A 25,071-nucleotide genomic window follows, 5' to 3' on the forward strand; every position below is an offset into this window, starting at 1 on the left:
GCAGGGAGTAGGGGGCAGGGAGCAGAAAGATTCTCCTTTGCACCCTGCCCCCTTCCCCTCTGCCTCTTCTTCATTCCCTAGTCCCTGTTGGTTAAGGATGTGATACTCTAAGAAGTAAGGCAAATCACAATAAAAAGTTTTAAAAGTGGTTTGTGCCTACAAAGCGGCAGCGTGTGCCACCCCCACGAGAAGCCAAAAGTGCAAAAGTACGCCAGTTTCTGCGTAGCTGTTAATCAAAATTGAGGTAATATCTCAGGAGCGGTCAGTTCATGGACTATATAGAAAAGGTACTGGAAAAGCTTAAAGAATTGGCACGCAAGCTGATCGAAGCTTTGCTCGGTCCAGAAGTTGAGCCGGAACCGGAACTGATTCCGATTCCTGTAAATGACCGATCGCGTCGTCGCCAGTAGCCCAAAGTGCAAGAATTGACGTTTTCACCTTTAAGTATTTTGGTGTTGCATGGGCCAAACCTGAATCTGCTAGGACAGCGAGAACCAGGAATTTATGGTTCGCTAACTTTGATTGAGATTAACCGCCTATTAGAAGCAGAAGGGCTAAAGTTACAGGCGAAAGTTCTACCTGTGCAATCGAATCATGAAGGGATTTTGGTTGATACTATTCATGAAGCATTAGGCAAATATCAAGGCATTTTGATTAATGCTGGGGCTTACACCCACACCAGTGTGGCACTACGAGATGCGATCGCCGCCGTTAATCTACCTACAGTCGAAGTCCACCTGAGTAATATCTACCGCAGAGAAGACTTTCGCCATCATTCCTATATAGCCCCTGTAGCTGTTGGACAAATCAGCGGTTTTGGTGTCCAAAGTTATTTGTTGGGCTTACAAGCGTTGGTGCATCATTTAAGATCAGGATGAATAATTAATCAATTTGAGATTTTGGCTAAAATATCAAATCCAAAATCCAAAATCCAAAATCCAAAATCCAAAATTGTATGCGCTACTCTCTCGTAAGTCGGTTTCGAGGTGCTTTGCTAGGGGCGCTGCTTGGTGAAAAATTAACTTTGAGTAATGATAAACAGTTACAAAGTCGCTGTGATGTTGACCGAATAGCGGTTTTGGGCGTTCAAAGTTTGATTGCACTGGGCAGATTAGATTTAGATGATTGGCTAGAACGTCAGCAACAATACTCGCTTCATTTAGACACAACTGACGAAATCTCCCCAAACTTAATACTGGCCACACTCCCAGTAGCACTTTTTTTTCACGAAAATACAATTAAAGTGCGACAAAACTTGCTGCGTGTGTTACAAATCTGGGAGGATGACCCAGTAGTACGGGATGGAACACTAGCAGTAGGGTATGCGATCGCTAAATCTCTAACTGAAAAACTCCACCCCCAAACCCTGATTCCCGAAACGATCGCTTTTATCGGAGAAACGCCGACATCACTACCACAACAATTATTAAAGGTTAATGATTTGTTAAATCGGGGGGCTGGATTAGACAGAGCGCAAGCTGAATTGAGTAGGGAAGAAAAGCAGAGTAACGCTATTGCTATGGCGTTTTATTGCTTTCTGGGCACATTGGAAGACTACCGCCTGTCCGTTTTGCGGGCTACTCATACTGCCAATATCTGGCAACAAGAACCTGGAAATTTATACTCGAAAAGCATAAGTGCAATTACTGGTGCTTTATCAGGGGCTTATAATAGCACTGTCGGCATTCCCGTGACTTGGCGGGTCTTACACTCACAACCCAATTCAGCAGCATGGGGAATGACCAATTTTTCCCAGATGTTAAAATTGGCTGATGCACTTGTAGCAGTGTGGTCAGGAATGTATAATCTTGACCTAAATCCCAGTGAGTTCAAACAAGAGGGATGTGTTATTTCCGATGCACAGGCTTCGCTATCCCTATGGGAAGCCCCTTCCCGTCTATGTGTCTATGCCGCACCCCGCGTCATTCGGTCGCGTTAATGCTACATCTACCAAGCATTTACATCCTGGTTATTTGGTCAAAAATTAGCAAAAAAACAGTAGTTTTTAATACTCTATTTTTCAATTTTGGATTTTAGACTTTCCTGCGGAACGCTATGCGTAGCTTGCTTCCCCAAGGGGGTACGTCGTGAGCGCTACTTGCGCCTTCGCTCAGTACAAGTCAGTCGAACGATTTTAGATTTTGGATTCTGAAAGAAGTCTGCTGTACCCAGTTCTTGTCTCCGAAGTTCCTAACTGCTTCGGTTATTATTGCTTGGACGTCTCTGAGGATTGTCTTGTTTTGAGGTATCAAAGTAAGCAACTGCAGCCATAAGTAATGAAAACGCAGCGATTTTTTCAGTCCTTAAACCAGCAATTAAATAACTGGCGGCGGCGGTACAAAGTGCTACTCCGTAAAAGACCCTTACTAGAGGCGGTGAGCAGTAAAAACGGCAAAAGCCGCCGTCGGAAGCTTCATAGAATAGTCCTCAGCAACATAATCGTTTTTTTATCAAAAATCAATGATCTAAGCAGAGCGCAAAAGCTAGGAATAGGGAAGAGAGTAAGGGCAAAATTGGCCAAAAGCCAAGGTCTACTCAATATAGTTGGTTTCAGCTGGGTGCATAAAAAGCGGTTCTCTGTGGTTTTAGCGATCGCAGTCATCTCCCTTACAGGTGTAATTGGGCACAAACTGTATAACCAGCCCAAGCTAAAGGTAGGAACTGTTGCACCACAGACAATTAAGGCACCATATACAGATAGCATCGAAAATCAGAGAAAAACCGAAGACCAACGCCGAGCCGTCAGTCAAAAATCCATGCCCATGCTGATGATCGATACCAGCGTGAATGAACAAGTTGGGCGAAATTTGCGACAACTTTTAGATGAAGGTGACGAAATTCGTGCCGCTGCTGGGTCTTTTCCATTTTTTGATACTTCAGTTTTATCTCTGTCTAGCCAGCGTTATCTACGCTCTTGTCCGGAGTCAGAATGGCAAGAACTGCTAGTTACCTTAGAAACTACGAAAAAACAGAAATTAGAATTATTCCTCCCCACACAAAGGGGCAGTTTTCATAGAAGACTGACCAGAGAACAGGATACTACGTCATCCGCTAAAGCCGGAAAACAAATCTCCGCGCCCCCACCATCATCAACTCAGAAACGCCAAACACAAACTACACCGCTGGGAGCGGCTCCACAAAATAGATCTGTCCTCCCATCGAAATCTGGGGAAACAAAATCAACTAATCCCCCAACACTTGAATTTACTCAAGCAGTGGCGGAACTAGAAACTTATCGCATTACAACAACTGACCGCAACTTATCCTCACTCATCGACCAAATATTGCAAGCACGCCAAAAATACGCCCAAGCCAACACCAAACTTTTACAGATGGAGGCAGTCAAGCCGCAAGCAGTATATGAAAACACCATCCTTCTAAACTTGTCGGATGAAGATTGGGTAAAAACCCAAGTGGGAATTCACGATAGTAGCAAGCGAATTCTCGCCCAAGGTATCCCATATGGATTGCCAAGAGACGTTTTAGAGGCTGCAGTCAGCTTACAAGTGCAGACATTTGTCACAACAGAGGCCGAACCCTTAGCAATCAAAATGTTGTCGGTTGTGCTGCAACCAAATTTGAAGCAAGACGAAGCAGAAACGAGAAAACAAGCACAAAGGGCAGCTAACGGAGTACCTGCATTCATGGTTCAGGTAAAGCGAGGAGATGTAATTGTTGCTAAAGGGGAAAATATCACTGCGTGGAACTTTGATGTGTTGGAGCATTATCACCTGAATCGCCGGGAGGTTAACTGGCTGGAATTAGGGAAAGTAGCAGGTGTTGTGAGTACAGCAGTTGCTATTTTTGTGTTTGTAGAACGGCAGATTCAGATCCAATTACGGCAACGCGATCGCCTGTTGGTGTTACTACTGACTTTGAGTGTGCCGGGGATACTGACAACAAGTTTGCCGTATACCACATGGAGCGCCATTGGTATATTGTTAGGTAGCTTTTACGGCCCTGTTTTGGGTGTAACAGTTGTGAGTTTACTGTCGCTAGTGCTACCCACCACCTTGGAAATTGGTAGAATTGCCCTTGTGGCTGGCGCAGCAGGGGGAATAGTCGGTAGTTGCATGGCAAAACGACTGCGATCGCGTGAGGAACTGGCACTATTAGGAGTGGCGATCGCTACAACTCAGGGCGGCATTTACCTCATGCTCTCTGTTTTCGTTGGTGCAGCATTTGGTTCAAGATGGTATGTCGTCCTCCGAGAAGCCGCGTTTTTTGCATTATCTGGCTTGGCCTGGAGTATTGTCGCTTTGGGCTTGAGTCCTTATTTAGAAAAACTTTTTGATTTAGTTACTCCCATCCGTTTAGCGGAACTGGCAAATCCCAATCGCCCCTTATTAAAACGACTCGCCACAGAAACACCTGGAACCTTTCAACATACTCTGTTTGTAGCTACCCTGGCTGAAGCTGCTGCTAAACAACTAAAGTGTAATGTCGAGCTAGTTAGGGCTGGAACATTATACCATGATATTGGTAAAATGCACGACCCCCTCGGCTTTATTGAAAATCAAATGGGGGGGCCAAATAAACACGATACAGAGATTAACGACCCCTGGAAGAGTGCCGCAATTATCAAAAAACACGTCACTGAAGGGTTGGTGATGGCACGCAAACATGTTTTACCAACAGCGATTCAAGCTTTTATTCCCGAACATCAAGGAACGATGCTAATTGCTTATTTTCATCATCAAGCGCAGCAAATGGCTCAGGCTAACCCAAATTTAACCGTAGATGATGCTGATTTTCGCTACGATGGACCAATTCCCCAATCGCGGGAAACAGCAATTGTCATGTTAGCAGATTCCTGTGAGGCGGCGCTGCGGAGTCTTAAAGATGTCAACCCAGAACAAGCCTTAGTAATGGTGAACAATATCCTTCGTGCTAGATGGCAAGATAATCAAATGATAGATTCTGGCTTAACACGCGACGAAATGACAAAAATAGCTAAAATCTTTGTGGAAGTTTGGCAACAATTCCATCACAAACGTATTGCTTATCCTAAATTGAAGACTAGTAATGAGAAGATCGCGAAGCATTGATGGATTAGTTCGCCGTTTGCAATTGCTGCATCAACCAATTTGCTGCTGCGGTATTGGTGCCTTCAGCTAATTTTTCCAGCGTTTGTTCGACAAGCGCGATCGCTAAACCCGTCAACACCTGAGAAACTTGGATTGGCTGATATATACCCGTTGCTGTTAAACCGAATGCAAATAGCCGCATTCCTTTGACATCAATTACCCAATATTCGGCAATTCCTAGACTAGCGTACAGTTGCTTCTGCTCATCGAGATCGATGCCCAAGCTTGTATCGGCGATTTCTCCAACTAAATCAGGCAGACGATGGCGATCGAGAATAATCCGCCGCGGCTCACCAAGTTTCCATTTAGGAATATCTTCACCTTTGTACAGTACTAAGTCTGGCGCGCAGGCGTGGGTGTCTTGGTTTTCAATTAGACAGCCCCCATAGGATTGTAGCACTACCTCTGGGTGCAAGAATGCCCAAACAAAAAAAACTGCCGTCATCAAATCCCTAAAGGAAGAGTGTCCCAGACCTTCTGTTCCCATATCAAACCATAACCATCCTTGATAAAATGCGATCTTACGCCAATCAATATCTGGGTTATCTCGAACTGCCACATAATCTTGCCAGGTCGCATCATGCTGCTGGAAAATTAGGGAAGATTGGCTAGATTTTTCTAGGGAGATAGTCATCGCTAGACACCTCGCAAGCCCGATTTAGTGATTTCAGATAACCTCTATGATAACGCCTTGATGGGCGGTCTCACACAATTTTGGATTTTGGATTTTGGATTTTAGATTAAAGAAAAGACTTTCGCGTTTGAAATCGCTTGCTCGTCAATTGATTTTAGATTTTAGATTTATTCTCGCGTTTAAATTCGTGGGCTTGAGACCTTTTTAAATTTTAGATTTTGAATCTTCTCCTGGCCCAGAGGCTACGCCAACAATCCAAAATCCAAAATTTAAAATCTAAAATTCGGTCAGCGATTAAAGCAGTCGCACGCCAGCCAAAATAAAATTAATCGCTGCTTGCGTATGCTGCTCAATCATTTCTGGACTCAGTAGCTGCAAATCTGGTCTAGTGTGTTTGATATTTTCGTAAGCGTTGAAGTATAAATTACAAATCCCAATAATATGCAGGGTGGTGAGAAATGGATCGATTTGACGGAAACAACCCTCTGCCATTCCCCGTTCTAAAATATTGATCAGATATTTAAAGTTTTCTTGCCAATTCCCCTGTTTGAAATACTTTCCCTGATTTTGGTTGGCTTCTTGAAACCACAGCATTCCCCGGTGTGGATGAGCTGCTTCGTAAGCGATCGCTTCTTTCACCAAAATCTTCAACGCCTCTTCTGGCGGGAACTGATCCAGATTTAGCTGTTTAAATCCTGCGTGCATTTCCACCGCTGGACGTTGCAGAACCGCTTGATATAGTCCTTCCTTGCTCTGGAAGTAGTAGTAAATCATCGCTGTGGTGACACCTGCACCTTTGGCGATCGCCTCTGTTCGCGCCCCACTGAGTCCACGTTTAGCAAACTCTACTTCCGCTGCATCCAGAATATACTTTTTCGTCGCCTCTGCATCACGCACCTGACGAGGCTTATTATTTGAGGGTTTTGACTGCGTTGAACGACCCACGTTTCTCCATCATACTGACGAAAATATCATAACTAAAAAATTGCTTAGTAGTTGACAGACCACATGAGATTTATTAAAGTAATATCTACTAACTAAAAATTTAGTTAGTTAATTTTCAACCATTCACTCCACTTAGCCAAACATATATCCAGTGGCTTGGCTTTGCAGCTTTCATTTTCCATAAAAGGTAGAACTATCTTCAACAGAAAGATAGAAAAATCCTCAATAATTTGTAAAAAACTTAAGTATTTGTAGGGTGGGCATTGCCCACCAAAACTTATACCAATTCAAATAATGTTTGTTTGTGATACATAAATTATTCATAATGGCACAAAAATGTAGTGATACTACTCATCTGATGTGGTGGGCATTGCCCACCCTACTTACTATTTATTATTTCAAAAATCAAAATAACTTTACATACTTTAGGAGTAACAATGCAACCTATTTTACCCGGTGCGCCTTGGTTAATTGCTCATAAGTCAAGGCTGGGAGTTAATCAACCACATAAAATTACATTGAATGGGCGAGATTATGTAATTTGGCAAAACCAAAAAGGTGAAGTCTTTGCACTAGATAATATTTGTCCACACATGCAAGCACCTTTATCAGAAGGCTGGGTTTGTCAAGAGAGAGATACTATCACTTGCCCTTTTCATGCACTGGAATTTGATGGTAAAGGCAGATTTTATCGAGGTGATAAACAAGATAATCAGCCTATTATACAGCCATTAGAGCTAATTATTAGCAATGACTGCATCTGGACATATGGAGGATTTGAACCAAGATTACCCATTCCCGAATTGCATCAGAAAATTGTAGATGGATACGAATTAATTGGCGTTACTGGAGAGAAAAGTATTCAGGGAGATTTTTTGAGCAACTTGATGGTTAACTATGACTATAACCACCAAAATGGTACTCATAAAGAACTGTTTAAAATCACATCTTGTAATGTTACTTTCTTCGAGGAAAAAGGATACTACGCCACGATAAAACAAGATTTAAAGAGAAGTGATAACACGCTCAAAGAAATTATCAAAAATCCTGTTTTGGGCATCTTCCCCAAAAATCTGAGTAACACCCTCGAATATGCTTTTCCTTCAACTACAGTTTTCTTTCCCAAAACACCAATTGGCAATATTGCTCAAATGCATATTCTCTACCCAGAAACGGAAAACAGAACCAAGACATTTATTCTGATGTATGCTCAGGTGATAAATCCTGTGATGAAATTTTTGTTTAAAAATTCAATTTTACAAGCTGGAGCCACAGTGATTGCACAAGATACAGGTGCTGTTGAAAGTTTATATCCCAGGCAAAAACCAAAAATTAGATTACCCAATGAAGAGATTATGTTTTATGCAGAAAAACTCTATCGTGATTGGTAAATGTTAGGCTACAGTTAGCCAGATTGAGAGGCTGATATGACTGCCCTAATTCTTAACCTTTACCCCACCATCGAGCTAACAGATGAGCAGTTCTTCCAATTGTGTCAAAACAATCGAGATTTACGTCTTGAGCGTACGCAGGAGGGAGAATTAATTATTATGCCACCAACTGGATGGGAAAGCGGAAATCGGAATAGTAGACTGACACAGCGCTTAGGTAATTGGACAGATGCTGATGGTACAGGCTTGGCTTTTGACTCTTCCACGGGTTTCAAACTTCCCAATGGTGCTAATCGTTCTCCTGATGCGTGTTGGGTGAAGCGAGAAAGAATAGTAGCCCTCAGTCCAGATCCTAGCAGATTTTTACCGCTTGCTCCCGATTTTGTGGCTGAATTGCGCTCTGCTAATGATAGCCTCAAGACATTGCAACAAAAAATGCAGGAGTATATTGACAACGGTGTGCGTTTAGGTTGGTTGATTGATCCGCAAAATCAAAGTGTAGAAATTTATCGCCCAGGAAGGGAAGTTGAGGTTTTACAATCCCCTGCTAGCTTATCAGGTGAGGATGTATTACCTGGATTTGTGTTGGATTTAGCACAGATTTTGAATTGACAGAGTGTGGTGTAGCATGAGAATCAGCTAAATGAACTAGAGGTCAACCATGACCACGACAAAGCCTCCAAGAATTACCCTAGAAGAATTCCTCAAACTTCCAGAAACTAAGCCTAGTGGTTTGTCAATTTTGTTTTGAGGGGTTTTTGGTAGTGCGGGCCGAAAAGCCCGCGTGAGCGAGACGCTCACACTACAGTCCCTCATTTCAACCCTGACAGACTACTAGCTCAGAATATATTGACGGTGAGATTACTCAAAAGCCAATGCCGAAGGGGAAACATAGCCGATTACAAAGTAGACTTGGTGTGGCTATTAACCAGGTGGCTGAGGATGAAAAGATTGGTTACGCTTTCCCAGAACTAAGGTGTACTTTTGGTATTAGGTCAATTGTGCCTGATATAGCTGTGTTTTCTTGGCATCGTATCCCGTTTGATGCAGATGGGGAAGTTCCTGAGGACTTTAGATTGCATCCAGATTGGATAATCGAGATTCTTTCGCCTGAACAAAAACCCAATAAAGTAATTGGTAACATCCTCTACTGTTTACAATATAGGTGTCAATTAGGTTGGTTTATTGATCCAGGCGATGCCTTTGGCAAGCCGCTTCTCTACGAGAGGCTACGCCAAAGCGTCTACGCAGTATTTTAGTATTTTTACCAGGACAGCAACCACAACTCTTGCAAGGAAGCGACATTTTGCCAGTGTTAGAGGGAATTGAACTACAGCTAACTGTAGAGCAGGTTTTCGGTTGGCTCAAAATGGCTTTTTAACAGTTATCAGTTTTCTTTCTTTTGCCTTTTAACTTTTTACTTTTGCCTTGTTATGTCAAACGTTTATTGACTAAACAACAAGAATCCTGTTTGTAATAACCCTATAATAAAACCTAAAACACCACCTAAAGTGACGATCGCCTGCAATTCATTCTTGACAATTCCCTCAATAGCTGCTTCTAAATCAGCAGGCGAAGTGGATTTCACACGATCAACGATTACTTGATCTATCGACAAAATGGGAATTACTTGAGTGACAATGGCTTCTAAATCTTTTTCTAGATAGCGCTCCAAAATTAGAGCCAATTCTTGGCTGACAACTTCTAGAGAAGTACTAACAACAGGTGAAGCGCTGAGACGATTTAGCAGCAACAGAGCAATATTTTCCCAGTCAACAGATTCTGTTAATCCTTGTAATAAATCACTGCCACTATTTTGCAGGTAATGACGGACACTTTCTCTGGTAGTCTTTCTGAGTTGGCGGACTGTCCCCATTGGCAAGTTTTGGAATGTTAAATTTTGCAGCAGTTTTTTGATGCGATCGCGCATTTGCAAATCTTTAATTAATTCTTGCACACGGTCATTAGTAGCCTCTTTTTCATCCAAGCAATAAGTCCGCAGTCTAGTCAGAGTATTGCGTAGGCCAAACAGATTAGCCACTACCCAATAAGTACCGCTGGTTTTCTCTCGAAAACTTTCATCAACAATTTGAATTGTGCGATCGGTCAAAAAGTCAACTATTGTTTGCCGCAATACATCTGGCGGTATAACTACTTGTAACAACCACTCAGCTAGTCGTGTAGATTGTTCTTCACTCAGTTGAAATTCTAACAAGACTTGGTCAAAAATCTGATTGATCTGCGGTTCTAAAAAGTCCTCGCGTCGTGCCAAAACCTTCAGGAGACGTGGCAAAGATTCTCCTAGTAAATCACGTAAAATTCCTGCCACAATTTTGGCACTTTTTTGATTTTTATCATCGGATTTCACTTGTTCGATCGCTAGTTGCAATAACCAGAGAATTGCTGCTTGTACACGTTCCGGTTGCAACAAGCGACGTGCTAGTTTTTGCAACTCATCGGGTGTCAATAGCGACCCCATAATTGTATTAGAAATCCTCTGTGCCAGACGTTCCTGGTTGCGGGGAATCAATCCAGGAGTGAATGGTAATCTTCGTCCAGCAACATAAATTGCTTGGTAGGGACGAAATAACATTTTGATGGCTATATCATTTGTGAAATAGCCAATGACTCCGCCTAATATCGGAGGAGATACATAAAGCCAGAGATGAGACCAATCCACAGGATTATTGTCAGTTATCAGTTATCAGTTATCAGTTATCAGTTATCAAATTCACTGTTTACTGACTACCAGCACTCCCATCATACCGTTCGCAATGGGATAGTGTGTGGCGAGAGCAAAACCAACTTGATCGGCTAACTCTACTTGCTCTTTGCCAATGGGAAAGCGTTCTAAGCTGGGACTGATGTAGGCGTATTCTTCCTTGACACCCAAGTGCGTCGCCATTGGGACAACAATATTATCCAAATACCACTGCTGAAACGTGCGTAGTTGCGGACTATTGGGGCGATGAAAATCTAAAATGGCAGCTTTAGCACCGGGTTTCAGAACACGATATAGCTCTTTGAGACTGCGGGGAATATCTTTAACATTTCTTAAGCCGTAGCCCATCGTGGCGGCGTCAAATTGGTTGTCATCAAAGGGTAGATTGAGTACGTCGGCTTCTACCCAAGTGATGTTAGGCTGGGGGTATTGTTTTTGGGAGCGTTCTTTAGCAGTTTCTAGCAGGTTGCAGGAAAAATCTACTCCATACACATGTCCGCTTGCTCCCACACGCCTTGCTAAACTCAAAGCGATATCGCCACTTCCACAACACAAATCTAGGCAATTATCGCCTGGTTGAGCAGCACTCCATTTGATTGTCATTTCCTTCCATATTCGGTGTTGTCCTAGGCTTAACCAATCATTTAACTGGTCATAGACAGGAGCAATGCGATCGAAAATGGCGCGAATTTCTTGGGTCATTGGTTAAAAGTCAAGAGTCAAGAGTCAAGAGTCCAAAGTCAAACCCTTGACTCTTGACTAAATTTTTGTTGGTTCGTGGCGACTGCTAGTGAGAGCGATCGCTACTAATTGAGCTGATAAATTAATCAGCTTTAGTTCATCTTCGCGCAAAGTGTAGGGTTGTTTCCACTGTAGCGATAAAACTCCCATAACTTGATTGCGGTAGGCAATTGGAATCACTAAATGTGCTTGCACACCAGTCTCTTCGTAGTGAGCAACATTAGCTAGTTTTTGATCCTTGGGTACATTGAATGATACCTGCATTTGCCCAGTGGCGATCGCCTCACTGGCTAAAGGATCTTGAGATAGCCAGTTTTTTATAGTCTCCTCATGACCATAAGACCCTTGAGTCGCCACCAGCGTGTTTCCCTCAATTAGCTGCAAAATACAACCATCTGACCCAAAACTGTCGCTGAAAGCTGTAGCAATTGGTGTTAAAACTTCCTCTAAACTCGTAGCGGCTTGTGTCACCTCTACCAAAACTGTCAGTAGCGCCATTTGAGCATTCGCACAGCGTAATTCTTCTGTACGTTGCTTCAGCAAGTCGTAGGTTTCAGCAGCTCTTTGGACTACAGCCTTCAGTTCTCCAGGGTCCCAAGGCTTGGTAATATATTTGTAAACTTGTCCAGCGTTAATTGCTTCTACCAAGTCTTCAATATCAGTAAACCCAGTGAGGATAATCCTGACTGTATCAGGAAACTGAGGTACAGTCTTGCTGAGAAATTCAGTACCTTTCATTTCTGGCATTCGCTGATCAGAAATAATCACCGCTACTTCCCCTTCCGAGGCCAGCATTTGCAAAGCGTTAAATCCGCTATCAGCTTTGAGGACATGAAAATCCCGGCGAAAGGTGCGATACAGCAAATCCAGATTATCTGGCTCATCATCCACCACCAGGATTTTGAGTTTTTTTGGTCGGACTAGAGTCATTAATCGACGACGATCTGTATTAATTTCTGTACTGGGATGATCCATAAGATAGGACTTTTAAATATTGATAATCTTGTTATATTCCATACCAAGCTTAGTTGATAACCAGCGACAAGCCTTGCGGGAATTTGCGGATGTAGTATAGGTGAAGCGAAACACGTAGCTTTGATTAATGGGGAACTTGTACTGAGCAAAGCCGTACCCCTCCGGGGAAGCAAGCTACGCGTAGCGTCTCGTAGAAAAGTATGGAGAATAGGGAATCGGGTAAAGTTGTTCTACTGTTAAAGATTAGAATAGTGAGTAAAAAGACGCAATATTTTCAATCAACGATAAATATTTACATCAGCATAGCTGAAAAATAGGTAGTGGGAAGAACCAGGGGAGAAGGGAAAAATCCCCAATCCCCAATCCCTAATCCCCAATCCCCAATCCCCAATCCCCAATCCCCAATCCCCAATCCCCAATCCCCAATCCCCAATCCCCAATCCCCAATCCCCAATCCCTAATTCTGTTTATGACTGACCTACCACCCAACGCTCAAAATCCTGATAACGCTGTTTCTGATGTTGCACAAGAGTTACTACGCAAGTTGAGGCAAAAACAGGGTAACTGGGTGGAATGGGGAGTAGCGATCGCCCAATTGCTGAAATCTGGTTACAATCCTCAAGAGATTTTTGAAGCTACTGGATTTGAGCCGTTACAACAAAATCAGGTGGTTGTTGGCTCTCAAGTTTACAATTCTTTGGAAAAATCTGGAGCATCAGCATCTGCGCGATCGCATTACGCCCTACGCGGCAGTGATATTTTATATGAACTGCGCCTGCTCACTCAAGAAGAACGCGCTGCGGCTGCTGACTTGACATTCCACCACAAACTTGATGCAGACGAGGCGCGGGAGGTAGCCAAGGCTATTAAAGATTTCTCTCGATTCCGCGACTTACCAGCAGGTTTTTCTGCTCATCCAGGAGATGCTGTCGCTTATCAAGCTTGGAAACTAGCTCGCCAAAACACAGATTTACAAGAGCGATCGCGCTTGATTGCTAAAGGTTTACGCTTTGCCCACACGCAACCTGCTAGGCAACAAATAGAACAATTACTCACAGATTTCACCACTATTCCCAAACGCCCGGCTCCACTTCTACCCTTTTATCGTCTGGATTCTGAAGAAGAGTTACCCCGGATTATCCCTGTAGTTGGAGAGATACCATTAACACCCCAAGACCTAAAAGCAGTACCTATAGTTATCGAAATTGAACCATTTCGCTTGGTGAAATTTACTGGTGAGCAAGCCTGGATACCCTTACCAGGTTGGCAAACGCTATTGAGCGCAGAAGACCCAGTGGCAATTTTATCGTCTAGCGATCGCCTCCCCAACATCACACAAACCCGAATAGGACAAGTAGTGATAGTTGTAGATCGCGCCCAAAGAGAATGGGATGCTTCTAGCTATTTTGTCGTTGAGCAATCCGGTGAATTAGATTTTCAGTGGTTTGAAACTGAGCCGGAAATTCCTCTCCTAGGAAAAATCGTTGTCATTGTCCGTCCTAAGAGAATCCTCGATGAAGAGGTAACAAAGGATTCCTGGCAAATTGACGAATAGGGCATTGGGTATGGAGCGTGGGCATGGGTGTCAACTTAAGCTAAAAATAGCTTGACGCTAGGCCTCCTCACCCGCCTGGGAATGAATTCCAAGGCTAATAGCGAAAGTCTACTAACCCAAGCTGCTAGTTATGCTTGCAGGTGTTCAAAAGGCGTTGCATAAATAATAAAATCCCCTCCAGAGGAAAAATTGGGAGGGGTAATGCTAAACGAAATAATTACAATTTATGCTATCACTGATGACCTGTTGAAGGCGATTAGGCATAAAGACGATATTCGTCGTGCGATGAGTGATGCAGAAATTATTACAACGGTGTTAGTTGCGGCAATATTCTTTCATGGTAATCATAGCAATGCTTGTAGCTATATATAGGACTCATATTTGATTTCTGAAATACACGTAGGGGAGCCACCCTCGTGCGCGGGTTTCCCGCGTTGAGAGGAGTGGCGTTGGGCAATGCCCACCACATCCGGGTTTTGGTGGGCATTGCCCACCCTACACTTAAGATTAAAGTGTACGGAATTTTTTCAATAATCAAACCGGATTCCTATAAAAGACCACAACTTAATACCAGGTATGTTAGAAAAATCACGATTTAATCGGCGATTACATAATGTCGGAATGTTAATGAACGATTTATTTCATCAAATAGGTATGATTCTCAAAGAAAGCAGTAATAGAAACTTTCTTCACTTGATCTAAAGTTAGTCTTCCCTGAACGGTATTATTGATAACATGATTAACTTTTAGTAACGGCAGCACAGGTTAATGCCTGCTGCATCTGAGCAGGAGATTTATCGGCAAATATCTCGATTTTTCCTTGGGCATTACGTCGCCAACCAGTAGCTTGGACAAGAATCTCTTGAGATTTGGGTATTTCTGCTTGTACTTTCTGTGTATTGCGATATGCAGAGATGTCACGGGCATCAGACCAAGTGCGTAGGCGTAGCCCGTCGTAGACATCGCTCCCCACTTCCTGCGTTGGATTTTGCGGAACACCACCGCGTCCTGTGGCGACAAAACTACTACTTTGATTCGCAGAACAGCCTGTGGCAATTTGTTGGGATGAGTCTGTCAGATTGGTAGGCAATTCTATCAAGCCAGAATTAGGGTCAATACCGATATTATTGATTAGCACCGTACCATTAACACCAAATAGCGAACTAGCAGTAATATCGTTTTCAGCAGTCAGTTGTGGACGATATTGTAAGCCGATAATTCCTTGTGTGGTGATTTGAATATTACCACCACGTCCTTGGACTGCGTTGGCAATAATGTCGCTGTTTTCTAATCCCACAATGATGGGTGAATTGATGTTAACATTACCGCCATTACCATTACCGTCTGCGGTAGCAGTGATTTGGCTATTGTCGCGCAGCTGCAATAACTTGCCAACTCGTAAGCTGATGTTACCTCCATCACCAGATGTAGTCCTTGCCTGGATTAAAGCTTGATTCTTTAATTGAATACTATCTGCGGTGAGGTTGATACTACCACCATTGCCACTACCATCGTTGGTAACGCTCACAGCCCCACCATCCTGAAGCGTCAGGTTTGGTGTCGTGATGCTCACAGTACCTGCATTGCCTGTAGGCGTATCATAAAATACATTAAATTGCTTCTGTAATGTTGGGTTTAGGCTCAGGACGGACGAGGTGATGGCGCTATTGGGGATGCCGCTATTAGTTATTACGTTTTTACTGCCAATAATTTGGATGGATTCTGTGGCATTTATCCTGATATCTCCGCCATGACCGGCAGAAAACGAACTTGTGGTAATTGCTCCCCCATCTCGCAGATACAACCTGGCTGTATCCAATGTTATGGTTTTAGCGTTTCCTGTACTGAAAGCAGTTGAGGCAATCCTAGTACCCATAGGTGCTAAGTTGCTTCCCCTGACGGTAGTTTCCATGTTGCGAATGACAACTTGACCACTGTCACCGCTACCACGGGATAGTGAAGACAGCCCCGCACCATTGGATACTAGTAAACTATCGCCATTCACAAATACATTACCTGCACTTCCAGAACCGAAGGTACTAGTGTTAATCACGCTACCAGTTGAACTGATGGGCGAAAAGCCAGATATCTCCAGCACTGAGGCATCAACCTGAAGATTGCCACTGGTAGCTGTTCCAAAAGTAATGTTGTTTAATGCTGCTCCCTGCTGAACGCTGAATCGGGGAGTAATGACGCTGATGTTCCCACTTGTTCCAATGCCTAAGGTCTCACTGCGAATGCCGCTGAGTGTACCAGTCACATCGATTCCTGCTGATGCTTGCAGATGTATGTTGCCACCAGGAAGATTACCGAGATTTTGTGCTAATACTAGGGAGCTATCAGTAAATTGAATGTGTTTACCCTGCACCTGCACGGAACCTGCATTTACCCCACTGACATCTAGTAGAGATTTCTTTTCAAATTGAATGTCACCAAAGCTTTGCCCGTTGCTATACCCCAGTGTATAACCCTGAGTGGTTGGCACGAGGCTAACTAACCCTGCCTCACCCAAACTACCCAATTCAATCCGTCCTTGTTCTGCAGTTAAAGTTGCCCCATGCAAATTTAGAGTACCACCCACCAACGCCAAGGTTTTTCCAGGCTGTACCCGCAGTTGTGTGGGACTAGGAGTGCGATTGATAGGAGTCCGACTATTGATAAGTGTTAGAGTATGTCCTGTACCTTGAAGTGCGATCGCCCCAGGATTGCTACCTAGTTGTAAACCAATGGGAACATTAATACTCAACAATGGGGGAGCTTGGGAACTAATCGCCCTAAACTCAGCGCCATCAGCAAATTTGATACTTTCGGCGGTTGTAGCAATAAATGAACCCCCAATATTTAAGCTGGCATTTTGTCCAAAGATGATGCCCTTGGGATTAAGCAAAAATAGATTAGCACTACCGTTGGCTTGAATTAAACCATCAATATGGGAAACATTTCCACCAGTCACACGGCTAAAAATATTTGTAATATTTGGCGTGTTGGTTAAATCAAAAGTCGCTGAACCACCGGTAGGCACAGAGAAATTACTGAAACTATGAAATAAATTATTACCTTTTTCAATCCCGTTAAGAATATTAAAATTATTACCGCTTTGGTTGACAATGGTGTTAGTTGTACCATCGGATGTCACCTGGGCGTTGGCGTAGCCACTCCAAGGGAGTATCGCCATTAGCATCATCCCTGGAGATAATAACCCGCTTGTTAAAAGAAATACAAAGGGTACGACTCTCATCACCAAAAACTTCCTTTAACTGATGTCAAGTTAGAGTTCCCATTTAGGGCATGGTTAATAACATGATTAACTTTTAGGAACCCCAGCACAGGTTAATGGTTGTTGCGCCTGAGTAGGAGATTTATCTGCAATTAATTCGATTTTGCCTTGGGCATTACGATGCCAAGAAGTAGCTTGGATAAGAGCTTCTGAAGATTGAGGGATTTTTGTTGTAACTGTGGTAGTTTTCTGGAATGCAGAGATATCGCGGATATCAGACCAAGTGCGTAGGCGTAGCCCGTCGTAGACATCGCTCCCAATTTGCTGCGTTGGATTTTGCGGTATTCCACCCCGTCCCGTTGCCACAAAGCTACTAGCATTCGTATTAGAACAACCTGTAGCTATTTGTTGTGATGAGTCTGTAACATTCGTTGGTAGTTCTACTAAACCAGAATTGGGGTCAACGCCAAAATTATGAATATCTACAATACCATTAACACCAAATTCCGAACTCGCAGTGATGTCGTTTTCTGTTGTGAGGCGATCGCGGTATTTGAGTCCCAAGATGCTTTGGGTGGTTATGTTAATGTTACCGCCACGACCTTGGAATGCGTTGGCAACAATATCGCTGTTTTCTAAGCCCAGAATGATGGGGGAATCGATGGTGATGTTGCCACCATCGCCTGTACCTCTAGCGGTAGCGATAATCTTGCTACCGTGGCGTAAAACGATAGCATGGGATTGCAGATTAATTCCGCCCCCTCTTCCAGAGTTCGTTGTCGCGGAAATTTCTCCAGAGCGTGAGAGGGCAATGGTATCTGCGTTGATGTAAAGGGTTCCGGCATTACCAACCCCTTGATGATTAACTCGTACCTGTCCTCCATCAGTAATCTGCAAACGGGGAGTATTAACGATCAGGTCACCGGAATTGCCCGTGGGCAGAGGCGGTAGTCCGTATGCTTGCTGAAAGGCTAAAGGTAGCACCGTCGCACTGGCACCAATCTGGCTCGGTTTACCGGAAGCGGTACTCACGCCACTGACGTTAATTTGCTCTGAAACATTGATTTGCAGGGTTCCGGCATTGCCCTGTCCGAGGGTAGTAGCTCCGACACCTGCGGCATTTTGCACACTCAGTCTAAGCGTATTCACTGTGACATTCCCTGCATTCCCTCGGTTGAAGCTGATAGTTCCCAGGAAGCTTGCACTGAAGGTGATGGGAGTTTCTCCAGTCAATTCAATGGACTCAGAGGCATTGACAATCACATTTCCCGTTGCTCCAGTGCCGAAACTGGGGCTTGAGAGCGAACCACCTTGTTCCATTTTCAATTGGCGCGTCGTAACTTGAACATCACCTGCCCTTCCCGTACCTGCTGTTTCTGAAGCGATCGAGCTGCGGGTTGTCGTAGGTTTCAGGGCTGAAAACCCAGAGATTTGAATTGAATCTGCTGCTACTGAGAGATTTCCCGCCATTCCAGATCCAAAGGTGTGGGTATTAATTTTTCCTCCATTTTCGATCAGTATTCGTGGTGCAGCGATCGCCAGATTGCCACCAACACCTGTGATAGTATCCGTAAGCAATAGGTTTTGGGTAAATCCATAAATGCCAACCCCTCGCATGGATAAGGACTCGCTGGCATTGACTGTAATATCCCCGGAACCTTGATTTCCCTGGTTGGTTAACAACACCACAGAACCATCATTCACACTAATATTTCTGCCTTGGAGGTGAATCGAACCCCCAGTAGCACCACTGGCGTTGGCAAGGGCTTGACGCGAAAACCGGATATCGCCGGACTGAGATTGAGTGCCGTAGTCAAAATTCCAGCCAGGAACTGCTGTGCTGAGATTAACCGTTCCGGTGGCGCTACCGAGTTCTAGGTGACCTGAAGGGGCACTCAAAATGCCACCATCTAAAGCAATGTCTCCTCCTACGAGTGCTAGGGTTTGGCCTGGAGCAACCTGCAAGCCGCTGGGGGTTGTTCCCATCACCAGCGGGGCATTCCCCTCAATCAAGCGGTGTCCTGTATTCTGGACAGTAATCATTCCAGGCGTTTGTCCCATTTGCAGGCCGATGGGCACACTCATCGTCAACAACGGCGAACCTGACGGATTTACTGCACTAAATTCCGTCCCATCACTGAATTTAATACTACTCGCTGTCGTCCCCACAAAGGAACCACCAATATCCAACCGAGCATTTGCCCCAAACACAATTCCCACAGGATTCATTAAAAACAAACTCACCGGGCTACTACTATTAAGCGTGCTAATTAACCCATCAATATTGGAAACATTTCCACCTGTAACCCGGCTAAATATGGTTGTAATATTTGGTGTGTTAGTTAAATCAAAGGTGGCTGAACCGCCACTAGGCACAGATAAATTACTGAAGCTATGAAATAAATTATTACCTCTGGCAGTACCGTTAAGAATATTAAAATTATTACCGCTTTGGTTAACAATGGTGTTGGTAGTACCATCAGACGTTACTTGAGCGATCGCGGGTAGGAGCATTCCACCTATCAAGATTCCATGAAGCAAACCCACGTAAACATAAATTGCTTTCATCACCCAGGTTCCATTTATACCTTATTATTTAGGGTTCCCAAAATAACACGGCGCTGAATACCATTAATTCCTCTTAACAGATGCACAGGTTAATGCTTGTTGCACATATGTAGGAGATGGAGCTGCAATTAATTCAACTTTGCCCTGTGCATTGCGATGCCAGGAAGTAGCTTGGACAAGAACTTCCGGGTTTGGGAGTATTTGTACCCTCAGTTCGCCAGTTTGGCGATATGCAGAGAGATCGCGGATATCTGACCAGGTGCGTAGGCGTAGCCCGTCGTAGACATCGCTCCTCACTTCCTGGGTGGGATTTTGCGGTATTCCACCCCGTCCTGTGGCGACAAAGCGACTGCCTTGATTTGCAGAACAGCCACTGGCTATTTGCTGCGATGGATCGGTGACATTTACTGGTAATTCCACTAAGCCAGAATTGGGATCGATACCAATGGTATTGACTTCGACTGTACCGTTAATTCCAAATTGAGAACTAGCGGTGATGTCATTTTCGGCAGTCAGCTGAGGACGATATTCTAAACCGAAAATACCCTGAGTTGTAATGTTAATATTACCACCCTGACCTTTGACGGCATTAGCAACAATGTCACTGTTTTCTAAGCCCAGAATAATGGGTGAATTGATGAAAATGTTGCCACCGTTACCCGTGCCACCTGCGGTTGCAGTCACGTTGCTACCATGACGCATAACTAAGGTATTAGCTTGCAGATTAATACTGCCACCCTCACCGGATTTAGTAGCCGCCGTGATGCTACCAGCGCGATCGAGGAAAATGGTATCCCCATGCAGGCGGAGGTCTCCAGCCTTACCCACTCCCTGATGGTCAACTCCAATAATAGCGCCATCTGTGATTTGCAAACGGGAGGTGTTGACGATCAGGTTGCCCGATTTGCCAGTCGGCAAAGCCGGTAAGTTAAATAACTTCTGAAAAGCTGGCGAAAGTATTTCAGCTCTGGCACCAATGCGGCTAGATGTTCCAGAGATTGCGCCCTTGCCACTCACCGTAATCTCATTGGGTACATTAATATACAAAGAACCTGCATTACCCACCCCTAATGTCGTGGTCGAGACAGAACCTCCATCCTGCACGCTCAGATTGGGAGTATTGATGGTCAATTGACCTGCGTTTCCACGGTTTAACGTTGTCGCCAGCAATGAACTTGGAACAAACGGGCTTTCTCCAATCACCTCGATCAGTTCAGAAGCATTAATCGTGCTATTGCCGGCAGTGCCAACTCCGATACTGGCAGTCAGTAATGTAGCACCATCTTGAACCCTCAATCGTCCCGTTTTGACTTGGATATCACCTCCACTTCCAGAACCACTGGTTATTGAGGCGATTGAACTGTTAAGTCCTGGATCAACCGATGAATATCCTCGAAATTGAATCGAATCAGCAACCTCTACAGAGACATTTCCCCCTACTCCGGCACCAAAGGCTTGAGTAATAATTCTGGCTCCATCTTCTAACAATAACCGTGATGCAGAAACCACCAGATCGCCTCCAGCGCCATTGCCTATGGTATTGGTTTGCAAAAAGCTGTTGAAAAATCCATAGCTGCCGACTCCCCGTAGATCCAATGACTCACTGGCATTAACGACGATATCGCCGGAATTTTGATTTCCCTGATGGACTAACAGAGCCACGGAACCCTCATTGAAGCTAATGTTCTGCCCTTGAATGTGAATCGAACCAGCAGGTGCCCCACTGCTATCGGCAAGGGCTTGATGCGAAAACCGGATATCCTCGAACTGCTGGACATTGTTATAGTCAAAGCTCCACGCTCTTAAGATGGTGTTGAGATTAACGGTGCCAGTTCTGACACTGCCGAGTTCAATGTGTCCGGAAGGGGCTGTTAATACACCGCCATCTAAGCCGATCTCTCCCCCGATCAATGCCAGGGTATTGTTAGAGGAAATACCTAATCCAAGGGGATTTTTGCTCCGGTTTGGGGCAGAAAATCGACTAGGACCCAATCGGTGCCCAGTATTACGAACTGTAATTTTTCCGGGTGCTTGACCCATCTGCAAGCCGATGGGGACACTCATGGTCAACAACGGTGTAGCACTGGGATTATTGGTACTAAATTCCGTCCCATCGGCAAACTTAATACTATTCGCCGTTGTTCCCACAAACGACCCGCCAATATTCAACGCGGCATTTTCCCCAAACACAATCCCCGCAGGATTCATCAAGAACAAACTCACTGGATTACTACCATTAAGCGTGCTAATTAACCCATCAATATTGGAAACATTTCCACCTGTAACCCGACTAAATATAGTTGTAATATTTGGTGTGTTAGTTAAATCAAAAGTTGCTGAACTGCCATTAGGCACAGAGAAATTACTGAAGCTGTGAAATAAATTCTTACCTTTCTCAATTCCATTAAGAATTGTGAAATTATTACCATTTGAGTTGACGATGGTGTTGGTTGTCCCATCGGATGTCACCTGAGCCTTGGCGCAGGGACTCCAAAGGAGGATCGCCGATGACATTATCCCTAGAGTTAATAACCGAGTTGTGAATATAAAGATGCTTGGCAGCTTGTCGTTAGACATCGCTCTCATCACCACAAACTTCCTTAAGCTGATTTCAAGTTAGAGTTCCCTAAATGGCGTTGTTGATAACATCATTAACTTTTGGCAACAGCAGCACAGGTTAATGGCTGTTGCACCTGAGTCGGAGATTTATCTGCAACTAACTCGATTTTGCCTTGGGCATTACGATGCCAAGAAGTAGCTTGGATAATAACCTCTGGTGAGGTAGGCGTTTGAGCAGTCACATTGTCCGTTTTCTGGAATGCAGAGATATCACGAATATCAGACCAAGTGCGTAGGTGTAGCCCGTCGTAGACATCGCTCCCAATTTGCTGGGTGGGATTTTGCGGTATTCCACCCCTTCCCGTGTCCACAAAAGTACTGCCAGTATTATTAGAACAACCTGTAGCAATTTGCTGCGATGAGTCTGTTAAGTTTACGGGCAATTCGACTAAACCAGAACTGGGGTCAACTCCAAAATTGTTAATATCAACCATACCGTTAATCCCAAATTCGGAACTAGCAGTGATGTCACTATTAGGTGTGAGTCGAGCGCTGTATTTGAGTCCGAAGATGCCTTGGGTGCTAATGTCAATCCTACCGCCTTTACCTTGGACTGCATTAGCAATAATGTCACTGTTTTCTAATCCGGTGATGATCGGTGCATTAATGTTTATATTACCTCCATCACCATTACCGCCTGCTGTTGCGGCGATCGCGCTATGGTGACGCAGCAGCAATAAGTTCCCAACTTGTAAGTTGATATTACCTCCATTACCTGATTCTGTTTTTGCCTGAATGCTTCCAATCCGATCTAATCGGATCGTATTGGCTGTGATGTTGAGACTGCCACCATTTCCACTACCTTGATTGGTGACACCGACTGTTCCGCCATCTGTCACCGTCAGGTTCGGCGTGGTAATGCTGACAGTGCCAGCATTCGCTGTTAGTATATCTGGCAAACCGATTTGCTGCCGAAATAACGGATCAAGTTGGATTGTGGAGGCGTTAATGCTGCTATTATTTGCCTGACCTTGACCACTGATTGCGATCGATTCGGTGGCGTTGATGCTCAAATCTCCCCCATTACCTACAGAAAATGCGGAAGTGCCAACTGCTCCCCCGTCTAGAATTTGTAATTTGGCAGTATTTAGTGTCAAGATTTTTGCACTTCCGGTTGCAAATGTAATTGAGAGAATATTGCTGTAAAGTCCAAAGGGGTTTTCTCCGATCACCGTGGTATTGGTGTTGCGAATCGTCACTTTACCACTAGAGCCACTGCCAAAGGTAACTGAAGATAGTGAGGCACCGCTTGATACCAGTAGACTATTACCATTGATCAAGATATCACCAGCATTCCCAGTGCCTGACGTGGTAGTATTAATGGTGGTAAGGTTAGTAGGATTAATGGCTGAAAAGCCAGACAGATCGATCGCAGTTGCATCGATATCGATATTGCCACTAGCTGCTGCCCCGAAAGTTGCGTTATTCAACGCCGCTCCCTGCTTGAGGGTCAGCCTGGGAGTAATGACGCTGATGTTCCCGCTAGCTCCGATACCCAGAGCTTCACTACGCACCCCGCTGAAAATTGCGCCATCAGCTGTTGTGCCAATTAGATCAATGCCCTCCGTCGCCTGAAGGCGAATGTCACCGCCGGGGAGATTGCCGAAATTTTGCGCCACTACCAGAGAGCCATCGGTGAATTGAATTTGCCTACCCTGAATTTGAGCCGAACCTGCATTCACCCCACTGATATCTAATAGCGATCGCTCTGCTAGCTGAATATCACCAAACTTTTGCCCATCTTCATATCCCAATGTATAGCCCTGTGCGGTTGGCATCAAACTAACCAATCCTGCACCACTCACACTACCCAATTCAACTCGCCCTCCTTCGGCGATCAGGGTTGCCCCATTTAGATGTAAGCCCCCACCCACCAAAGCTATGGTGTTTCCCGGTTGTACCTGGAGTTTTGTAGAGCTGGGAGTTCGAGTCACGGGACTCACAAGCAGTCCACTGGGATTGCTCAAGGAGTGTCCTGTGCCTTGAACTGTAATCGGTGCAGAATTGCTGCCCATTTGCAAACCAATGGGAACATTGATACTCAACAACGGGGTAGCTTGCGAATTAATGGCGCTAAACTCAACGCCATCGGCAAATTTGATGCTGTTGCCAGTTGTGCTGATAAACGATCCGCCAATATTCAATTGAGCATTTTCCCGAAACACAATTCCCGCAGGATTCATTAAAAACAAACTCACAGGATGATTACTGTTGAGAGTTTGAATTAATCCGTTTATATCAGAAACATTTCCACCCGTAACCCGACTAAATATAGTTGTAATATTTGGTGTGTTGATTAAGTCAAAGTTAGCAGAACCGCCCTTGGATACAGAGAAATTACTGAAACTATGAAATAAATTATTACCTTTATCAATCCCGTTAATAATATTAAAATTATTCCCACTTTGGTTGACAATGGTGTTGGTAGTACCATCAGATGTCACCTGAGCGTTGGCGCAGCCACTCCACAGAAGTATCACCGATGGCATTATTCCTAGAGTGAATAACCCAGTTGTAAATATAAATAGAAAAGTCGCTTTGCGAATCGCTCTCATACCAGAAATACTCCCTCTTGACTTTCTGGTCTTAAGGTTCCCAAAATAGTAGTCTAGTTAAC

Annotated in this window: 17 protein-coding genes and 1 pseudogene; 9 read left to right on the plus strand and 9 right to left on the minus strand. The window is 44.3% G+C overall.

All coding sequences use genetic code 11. The features are described from left to right. Positions 1-308 precede the first annotated feature (308 nt). The 4 genes from CAL7507_RS32820 to CAL7507_RS23090 all read left to right on the plus strand — a co-directional run bounded on the left by CAL7507_RS32820 (position 309) and on the right by CAL7507_RS23090 (position 5,048). Positions 309-410, plus strand: coding sequence for a DNA topoisomerase I (locus tag CAL7507_RS32820; RefSeq protein ID WP_201447925.1), 102 nt, complete (start codon positions 309-311; stop codon positions 408-410). Between the two features lie 6 nt (positions 411-416). Further along, on the plus strand, positions 417-878 hold the full coding sequence (gene aroQ / locus CAL7507_RS23080) for a type II 3-dehydroquinate dehydratase (protein WP_015130900.1): 462 nt from the start codon (positions 417-419) through the stop codon (positions 876-878). Between the two features lie 77 nt (positions 879-955). Then, positions 956-1,939 (plus strand): ADP-ribosylglycohydrolase family protein, encoded by a 984-nt coding sequence (locus tag CAL7507_RS23085; protein ID WP_015130901.1) that lies wholly within the window; start codon positions 956-958, stop codon positions 1,937-1,939. Positions 1,940-2,276: 337 nt separating this feature from the next. Beyond that, positions 2,277-5,048 (plus strand): HD family phosphohydrolase, encoded by a 2,772-nt coding sequence (locus CAL7507_RS23090; RefSeq protein WP_015130902.1) that lies wholly within the window; start codon positions 2,277-2,279, stop codon positions 5,046-5,048. A 4-nt stretch (positions 5,049-5,052) separates the two neighbouring features. Here CAL7507_RS23090 and CAL7507_RS23095 read toward each other — a convergent pair whose 3' ends face one another. Beyond that, positions 5,053-5,721 (minus strand): Uma2 family endonuclease, encoded by a 669-nt coding sequence (locus CAL7507_RS23095; RefSeq protein WP_015130903.1) that lies wholly within the window; start codon positions 5,719-5,721, stop codon positions 5,053-5,055. A gap of 294 nt (positions 5,722-6,015) precedes the next feature. Beyond that, positions 6,016-6,666 (minus strand): TetR/AcrR family transcriptional regulator, encoded by a 651-nt coding sequence (locus CAL7507_RS23100; RefSeq protein ID WP_015130904.1) that lies wholly within the window; start codon positions 6,664-6,666, stop codon positions 6,016-6,018. Positions 6,667-7,103: 437 nt separating this feature from the next. Between CAL7507_RS23100 and CAL7507_RS23105 the strand changes: the two genes are divergently transcribed. The 3 genes and pseudogenes from CAL7507_RS23105 to CAL7507_RS23115 form a co-directional block, all read left to right on the plus strand. Continuing rightward, a complete protein-coding gene (locus tag CAL7507_RS23105) occupies positions 7,104-8,057 on the plus strand; it encodes a Rieske 2Fe-2S domain-containing protein (protein WP_015130905.1) in 954 nt (317 codons plus the stop codon). A gap of 36 nt (positions 8,058-8,093) precedes the next feature. Continuing rightward, on the plus strand, positions 8,094-8,669 hold the full coding sequence (locus CAL7507_RS23110; RefSeq protein ID WP_015130906.1) for a Uma2 family endonuclease: 576 nt from the start codon (positions 8,094-8,096) through the stop codon (positions 8,667-8,669). Between the two features lie 224 nt (positions 8,670-8,893). Continuing rightward, positions 8,894-9,438, plus strand: a pseudogene (locus CAL7507_RS23115) (Uma2 family endonuclease); the annotation flags it as partial. A 63-nt stretch (positions 9,439-9,501) separates the two neighbouring features. Here the strand turns inward: CAL7507_RS23115 and CAL7507_RS23120 are convergent. The 3 genes from CAL7507_RS23120 to CAL7507_RS23130 are packed head-to-tail and all read right to left on the minus strand — an operon-like array spanning position 9,502 to position 12,495. Then, positions 9,502-10,737, minus strand: coding sequence for a DUF445 domain-containing protein (locus CAL7507_RS23120; RefSeq protein ID WP_015130907.1), 1,236 nt, complete (start codon positions 10,735-10,737; stop codon positions 9,502-9,504). A gap of 51 nt (positions 10,738-10,788) precedes the next feature. Further along, on the minus strand, positions 10,789-11,481 hold the full coding sequence (gene ubiE / locus CAL7507_RS23125) for a bifunctional demethylmenaquinone methyltransferase/2-methoxy-6-polyprenyl-1,4-benzoquinol methylase UbiE (protein ID WP_015130908.1): 693 nt from the start codon (positions 11,479-11,481) through the stop codon (positions 10,789-10,791). Positions 11,482-11,538: 57 nt separating this feature from the next. Then, complete coding sequence (locus CAL7507_RS23130) at positions 11,539-12,495, minus strand: response regulator (protein ID WP_015130909.1); 957 nt, start codon at positions 12,493-12,495, stop codon at positions 11,539-11,541. Positions 12,496-12,964: 469 nt separating this feature from the next. On the opposite strand from CAL7507_RS23130, the gene CAL7507_RS23135 reads away from it, so the two are divergent. Together CAL7507_RS23135 and CAL7507_RS31920 are read left to right on the plus strand one after the other, a co-directional pair. Further along, entirely contained in the window at positions 12,965-14,050 is a 1,086-nt protein-coding gene (locus CAL7507_RS23135; RefSeq protein WP_015130910.1) for a RuBisCO accumulation factor 1, read from the plus strand. A 201-nt stretch (positions 14,051-14,251) separates the two neighbouring features. After that, positions 14,252-14,422, plus strand: a complete 171-nt coding sequence (locus tag CAL7507_RS31920) for a hypothetical protein (RefSeq protein ID WP_236556799.1) — start codon at positions 14,252-14,254, stop codon at positions 14,420-14,422. A 367-nt stretch (positions 14,423-14,789) separates the two neighbouring features. Here the strand turns inward: CAL7507_RS31920 and CAL7507_RS23140 are convergent, their stop codons facing one another. The 4 genes from CAL7507_RS23140 to CAL7507_RS23155 all read right to left on the minus strand — a co-directional run bounded on the left by CAL7507_RS23140 (position 14,790) and on the right by CAL7507_RS23155 (position 25,009). Beyond that, complete coding sequence (locus tag CAL7507_RS23140; protein ID WP_015130911.1) at positions 14,790-17,288, minus strand: S-layer family protein; 2,499 nt, start codon at positions 17,286-17,288, stop codon at positions 14,790-14,792. A 66-nt stretch (positions 17,289-17,354) separates the two neighbouring features. Next, positions 17,355-19,835, minus strand: coding sequence for an S-layer family protein (locus CAL7507_RS23145; RefSeq protein ID WP_015130912.1), 2,481 nt, complete (start codon positions 19,833-19,835; stop codon positions 17,355-17,357). 63 nt (positions 19,836-19,898) lie between these two features. Further along, on the minus strand, positions 19,899-22,421 hold the full coding sequence (locus tag CAL7507_RS23150; RefSeq protein WP_015130913.1) for an S-layer family protein: 2,523 nt from the start codon (positions 22,419-22,421) through the stop codon (positions 19,899-19,901). 65 nt (positions 22,422-22,486) lie between these two features. Then, positions 22,487-25,009: an S-layer family protein gene (locus CAL7507_RS23155; RefSeq protein ID WP_015130914.1), complete on the minus strand. Its 2,523-nt coding sequence runs from the start codon at positions 25,007-25,009 to the stop codon at positions 22,487-22,489. Between the last annotated feature and the right edge of the window lie 62 nt (positions 25,010-25,071).

This window comes from Calothrix sp. PCC 7507 (assembly GCF_000316575.1).
Classification (GTDB): Bacteria; Cyanobacteriota; Cyanobacteriia; order Cyanobacteriales; family Nostocaceae; genus Fortiea.

What these genes read in the sequence shown, in the direction of transcription:
- CAL7507_RS23085 (WP_015130901.1), top strand. Translation starts at nt 956, where the DNA reads ATGCGCTACTCTCTCGTAAGTCGGTTTCGAGGTGCTTTGCTAGGGGCG.
- CAL7507_RS23090 (WP_015130902.1), top strand. Translation starts at nt 2,277, where the DNA reads ATGAAAACGCAGCGATTTTTTCAGTCCTTAAACCAGCAATTAAATAAC.
- CAL7507_RS23095 (WP_015130903.1), bottom strand. Translation starts at nt 5,721, where the DNA reads ATGACTATCTCCCTAGAAAAATCTAGCCAATCTTCCCTAATTTTCCAG.
- CAL7507_RS23105 (WP_015130905.1), top strand. Translation starts at nt 7,104, where the DNA reads ATGCAACCTATTTTACCCGGTGCGCCTTGGTTAATTGCTCATAAGTCA.
- CAL7507_RS23110 (WP_015130906.1), top strand. Translation starts at nt 8,094, where the DNA reads ATGACTGCCCTAATTCTTAACCTTTACCCCACCATCGAGCTAACAGAT.
- ubiE (WP_015130908.1), bottom strand. Translation starts at nt 11,481, where the DNA reads ATGACCCAAGAAATTCGCGCCATTTTCGATCGCATTGCTCCTGTCTAT.
- CAL7507_RS23130 (WP_015130909.1), bottom strand. Translation starts at nt 12,495, where the DNA reads ATGGATCATCCCAGTACAGAAATTAATACAGATCGTCGTCGATTAATG.
- CAL7507_RS23135 (WP_015130910.1), top strand. Translation starts at nt 12,965, where the DNA reads ATGACTGACCTACCACCCAACGCTCAAAATCCTGATAACGCTGTTTCT.
- CAL7507_RS31920 (WP_236556799.1), top strand. Translation starts at nt 14,252, where the DNA reads ATGCTAAACGAAATAATTACAATTTATGCTATCACTGATGACCTGTTG.
- CAL7507_RS23140 (WP_015130911.1), bottom strand. Translation starts at nt 17,288, where the DNA reads ATGAGAGTCGTACCCTTTGTATTTCTTTTAACAAGCGGGTTATTATCT.
- CAL7507_RS23145 (WP_015130912.1), bottom strand. Translation starts at nt 19,835, where the DNA reads ATGAAAGCAATTTATGTTTACGTGGGTTTGCTTCATGGAATCTTGATA.
- CAL7507_RS23150 (WP_015130913.1), bottom strand. Translation starts at nt 22,421, where the DNA reads ATGAGAGCGATGTCTAACGACAAGCTGCCAAGCATCTTTATATTCACA.
- CAL7507_RS23155 (WP_015130914.1), bottom strand. Translation starts at nt 25,009, where the DNA reads ATGAGAGCGATTCGCAAAGCGACTTTTCTATTTATATTTACAACTGGG.